Source organism: Caldimonas sp., from assembly GCF_046289365.1.
GTDB lineage: Bacteria > Pseudomonadota > Gammaproteobacteria > Burkholderiales > Burkholderiaceae_C > Caldimonas.
Genome location: NZ_JBKBVU010000227.1, coordinates 1 through 4659 on the forward strand (window position 1 = coordinate 1; position 4659 = coordinate 4659).

Annotated in this window: 4 protein-coding genes; 2 read left to right on the plus strand and 2 right to left on the minus strand. The window is 69.6% G+C overall.

Translation table 11 applies throughout. The annotated features are described in order from the left end of the window. On the minus strand, nt 1–2376 hold a 2376-nt coding region (mutS, locus tag ACK42S_RS15870), incomplete at its 3' end, for a DNA mismatch repair protein MutS (RefSeq protein ID WP_409709728.1). Between the two features lie 50 nt (nt 2377–2426). Beyond that, nucleotides 2427–3401, minus strand: a complete 975-nt coding sequence (locus tag ACK42S_RS15875; protein ID WP_409709731.1) for an inositol monophosphatase family protein — start codon at nt 3399–3401, stop codon at nt 2427–2429. 143 nt (nt 3402–3544) lie between these two features. On the opposite strand from ACK42S_RS15875, the gene ACK42S_RS15880 reads away from it, so the two are divergent. Continuing rightward, nucleotides 3545–4273: an RNA methyltransferase gene (locus ACK42S_RS15880; RefSeq protein ID WP_409709734.1), complete on the plus strand. Its 729-nt coding sequence runs from the start codon at nt 3545–3547 to the stop codon at nt 4271–4273. A 68-nt stretch (nt 4274–4341) separates the two neighbouring features. Continuing rightward, nucleotides 4342–4659, plus strand: a 318-nt coding sequence (locus ACK42S_RS15885) for a serine O-acetyltransferase (protein WP_409709737.1), incomplete at its 3' end; no start/stop codon positions are given.

Consider the following 4659-nt stretch of genomic DNA (forward strand, 5'->3'; position numbering starts at 1 on the left):
CCTCGCTTTCTGTCGCTCCCTTTGTCGCCCCCCCCCCCCCAGGCGCGCGACCTGCACGCCGTAGCTGCGGCTGGCCGGCCCGGGCTGGATCTCGTGCAAGAAGACGATGTCGTCGCCGGACTCGGCGGCCGAGACATGCACGTTCAAGGCCCGCTCATGCTTCACCGGGAACTCCGTCAGTTCGAAATAGTGCGTGGCAAAGAGTGTGAACGAGCGGTTCTTGTCGTGCAAATGGCTGGCGATGCTGCCGGCCAGGGCCAGGCCGTCGAAGGTGGAGGTGCCCCGGCCGATCTCGTCCATCAACACCAGCGAGTGCTCGGTGGCACCGTGGAGGATGGCTGCCGCCTCGGTCATCTCGAGCATGAAGGTGGACTGGGCATTGGCCAGGTCGTCGGCCGCGCCGATGCGGGTGTGGATGGCGTCGATGGGTCCGAGCCGGCAGGAGGCGGCTGGCACGTACGATCCCATGGCCGCCAGCAGCACGATCAGGGCCACCTGCCGCATGAAGGTGGACTTGCCGCCCATGTTCGGGCCGGTGATGATGAGCATGCGCTTGCGCGCATCGAGCCGGCAGTCGTTGGGCATGAAGGGGCCAGCGCCCGTTTCCAGCAGCCGGGCCTCCACCACGGGGTGGCGGCCGCGCTCGATCTCGATGCAGGGCTCGCGCACGAACTCGGGCCGGCACCAATTCAGCGTCATGGCCCGTTCGGCCAGGGCGGCCAGGGCGTCCAGGGCCGCGAGCGAGCGGGCGAGCCGGGTCAGTGCCGCCACGTGCACCTGCAAGGCGTCGAGCAGTTGCTCGTACAACAGCTTCTCGCGGGCCAGTGCGCGTTCCTGCGCCGACAGGGCCTTGTCCTCGAAGGCCTTGAGTTCGGGCGTGATGTAGCGCTCGGCGTTCTTCAGGGTCTGGCGGCGCTGGTAGTCCGGCGGCACCTTGTCGATCTGGCCCTGGGTGACCTCGATGTAGAAGCCGTGCACCTTGTTGAACTGCACGCGCAGGTTGGCGATGCCGGTGCGCTCGCGCTCGCGCGCCTCCAGGTCGATCAGGAAACCGTCGCAGTTCTGGCTGATCGCGCGCAGCTCGTCCAGCTCGGCATCGAAGCCCGGGGCGATCACGCCGCCGTCGCGCAGCAAGACGGCGGGCTCCTCGGCCAGGGCCCGCCCCAGCAGGTCGGCCACGGTCGGCGGGGGGCTCAGGGCCTCGGCCAGTTCGGCCAGCAGCGGCGCGGGTTCGTCGGGCAGCGTGGCGCGCAGGGCCGGCAGGGCCTGCAGCGTGGCGCGCAGGCCGGCCAGTTCACGCGGGCGCACCTGGCGCAGCGCCAGTCGTGCGGTGATGCGCTCGACATCGCTCACCTGCCGCAGCGCCTCGCGCAAGGCCTCGGTGCCGTGGTCGATGAAGGCGGCGATCGCCGCGTGGCGGCGCTCGGCCTCGGTGCGGTCGCGCTGGGGATGGGTGAGCCAACGCCGCAAGGCCCGGCTGCCCATGCCCGTGCGGCAGGTGTCCAGCAGCGACAGCAGTGTGGGGCTGTCCTCGCCGCGCAGGGTCTGGGTGAGTTCCAGGTTGCGGTGTGTGGCCGGGGGCAGCTCCAGCAGGTCGCTGGCGCGCTCCACGCGCAGCTCGCTCACATGGGCCAGCGCACGGCCCTGGGTGTGCTCGGCATAGCTGAGCAGGGCCGCGGCCGCGCCGTGGGCCACGCGCAGGTCCTGCGCGTTGTAGCCGGCCAGACTGGCCACCTTGAGCTGCTCACACAGCTTGCGCTGACCCAGGGCCGGGTCGAACTGCCAGGCCGGCCGGCGCGTGAGCGCGATACGCGATTGGATGACGGCCGGCGGCAGGTCGTCGCCAGTGGCCAGCAGTTCGGCGGCGTTCAGGCGCGCCAGCCAGGTCGCCAGTTCGCGGCCCGAGCATTCGGTCAGCCCCAGTTGTCCATGGGTCAGGCCCAGCCAGGCCAGGCCGTAGGTGGCCCCCTGGCGGTGCAGGGCCAGCAGCAGGGTGTCGGCCTTGTCGGCCAGCAGTTCAGCGTCGGTGACGGTGCCGGGCGTGACCACGCGCACCACCTTGCGCTCCACCGGCCCCTTGGCCGTGGCCACGTCGCCCACCTGCTCGGCAATCGCCACGGCCTCGCCCAGTTTGATCAGCTTGGCCAGATAGTTCTCGACCGCATGCACCGGCACCCCGGCCATCACGATCGGCTGGCCGGCGGTCTGGCCGCGTGTGGTCAGCGTGATGTCGAGCAGACGGTTGGCCTTGACGGCGTCGTCGAAGAAGAGCTCGTAGAAATCGCCCATCCGGTAGAAGACGAGCGTGTCGGGGAACTCGGCCTTGATGCGCAGGTACTGCTGCATCATCGGCGTGTGCTGGCTGAAGTCCTGCATCGGCGGCGAAGTCGGTGGAGGAGGGGCGCGCTCGGCGCACCCGCGCCGCGTCACATCGGCGCGTCGTCCTTGCGGGTGGCCTTGGGCTCGGTTTCGTTCTTGCGGATGCGCACCGGGCCCTTCTTGGGTTGGGGTGCAGCGATCGCGGCGGCCAGGGCGCTGACCACGGCAGGGGCCGGCGGGGCGGCGGCCGGGGTGTCCTCGCCTTCGTCCTTGATGACGCGGGTGTAAGGCGCCAGGATCTGCACCATCTGGCCGTAGATGCGTGGCGAGCCGGCCACCACCTCGCGCTGGTGCAGGAAGTCGCTTTCGCCGGTGAAGTTGCCGATCAGGCCGCCGGCCTCGGTGACCATGAGGGCGCCGGCAGCCACGTCCCAGGGGCTCAGGCCCATCTCGAAGAAGCCGTCGTAGTAGCCGGCGGCCACGTAGCACAGGTCGAGCGCGGCCGCGCCCGGACGGCGCAGGCCGGCACAGGCCTGGCTCATCTCCTCGAACATCTTGAGGTAGCGCTTGAAGTTGTCGCCCTTGCGGAAGGGGAAACCCGTGCCGATCAGTGCCTCGGTCATGCGCACGCGCTTGGACACGCGGATGCGCTTGTCGTTGAGGTAGGCGCCACGGCCTTTGGAGGCGTAGAAGAGGTCGTTGCGTGCCGGGTCATACACGACGGCCTGCTGGATCTGGCCGCGCACGGCCAGCGCGATAGACACCGCGTAGACCGGGAAGCCGTGGATGAAGTTGGTGGTGCCGTCCAGCGGATCGATGATCCAGACGTGGTCGCTGTCCTTGTTGCCGTGGGCGCGCCCGGATTCCTCGGCGAGGATGCCGTGGCCGGGATAGGCCGTCAGCAAGGTTTCGATGATGGCCTGCTCGCTGGCATGGTCCACTTCGGTGACGAAGTCGTTCGGCGAGGACTTGGCGCTGATGCGCAGCAGGTCGAGGTCCAGCGAGGCGCGGTTGATGATCGCGCCGGCTGTGCGGGCGGCCTTGATGGCCGTGTTGAGCATGGGGTGGAGCGCTTGGGACATGGACGGAACCTGTGCGGACGCGGGCAAGGGAACTGGCGGCAAAAAAGAGCGTCGGCCGGCCTGGAAGAAGGCGCAGCGCAAAGATAATGTCGATTCTACCCATGAGCTTGCCAGGGTGCCCGATGGGCGCCGCCGCCTCACCGATGCCGGATGTCACCCGCTTCATCCTCGTCCAGACCAGCCACCCCGGCAACGTGGGGGCCGCCGCCCGCGCGATGAAGGTGATGGGTTTTTCCGAGCTGGTGCTGGTGCGCCCGCGCTTTGCGGACGTGCTGGTGCGGGAGGAGACGGTTGCGATGGCCAGCGGCGCGGCCGACATCCTGACGCGCGCGCGCATCGTCGACACCTTGGCCGAGGCGCTGGAAGGCGTCACCTTCGCCTGCGCCACCGCGATGACCCCGCGCGATTTCGGCCCGCCCACGCAGGCGCCGCGCGAGCTGTTCGCGACGCTGGCCGCCGGTGATCATGCCGTGGGCCTGGTGTTCGGATCGGAGCGTCATGGGCTGAGTAATGAGGACGTCTACCGCTGCCATGCGGTGCTGAGCATCCCGACGGCCCCGGGGTATGGGTCGCTCAACCTGGCCCAGGCCGTGCAGTTGCTCGCCTACGAATGGCGCCAGGCGCTGGGCGGTTTCGGGGCGCCGCCGCGCGCAGCCGATCCGGCGCGGGCCGATGGCCGGGCCGTCCAGGGCCTGTTGACGCACTGGCAGGAGGCGCTCGTGGCGATCGGCTTTCTCGACCCGGCGGCCCCGAAGAAGCTGATGCCTCGGCTGAACCAGCTCTTCAACCGCGCCGGCCTCACGCCCGAGGAAGTGCATATCCTGCGCGGCATCGCCAAGGCCATGCTCGAACGCGGCCGCTCGCCACGCTGATCCCGACCCCGACGGCATCAGGGCGCCGGGGCGGGCCCCTGCGGCGCGAACGCCGCACCGCTACACTGATCGCCGGTCGACTCAAGACCCCCCCCACCATGTTCGAGCATCTCCGAGAAGACATCGCCTGCATCCTGGAGCGCGACCCCGCCGCGCGCTCGACCTGGGAGGTGCTCACCTGTTATCCCGGGCTGCATGCGCTCACGCTGCACCGGCTGGCGCACTGGTGCTGGACGCACGGCCTGCACTGGACCGGCCGCTTCCTGTCGCACCTGAATCGTTTTTTCACCGGCATCGAGATCCACCCCGGCGCGCGCATCGGCCGGCGGGTCTTCATCGACCATGGCATGGGGGTGGTGATCGGTGAGACCGCCGAGGTGGGCGAC

What these genes read in the sequence shown, in the direction of transcription:
- ACK42S_RS15875 (WP_409709731.1), bottom strand. Translation starts at nt 3,401, where the DNA reads ATGTCCCAAGCGCTCCACCCCATGCTCAACACGGCCATCAAGGCCGCC.
- ACK42S_RS15880 (WP_409709734.1), top strand. Translation starts at nt 3,545, where the DNA reads ATGCCGGATGTCACCCGCTTCATCCTCGTCCAGACCAGCCACCCCGGC.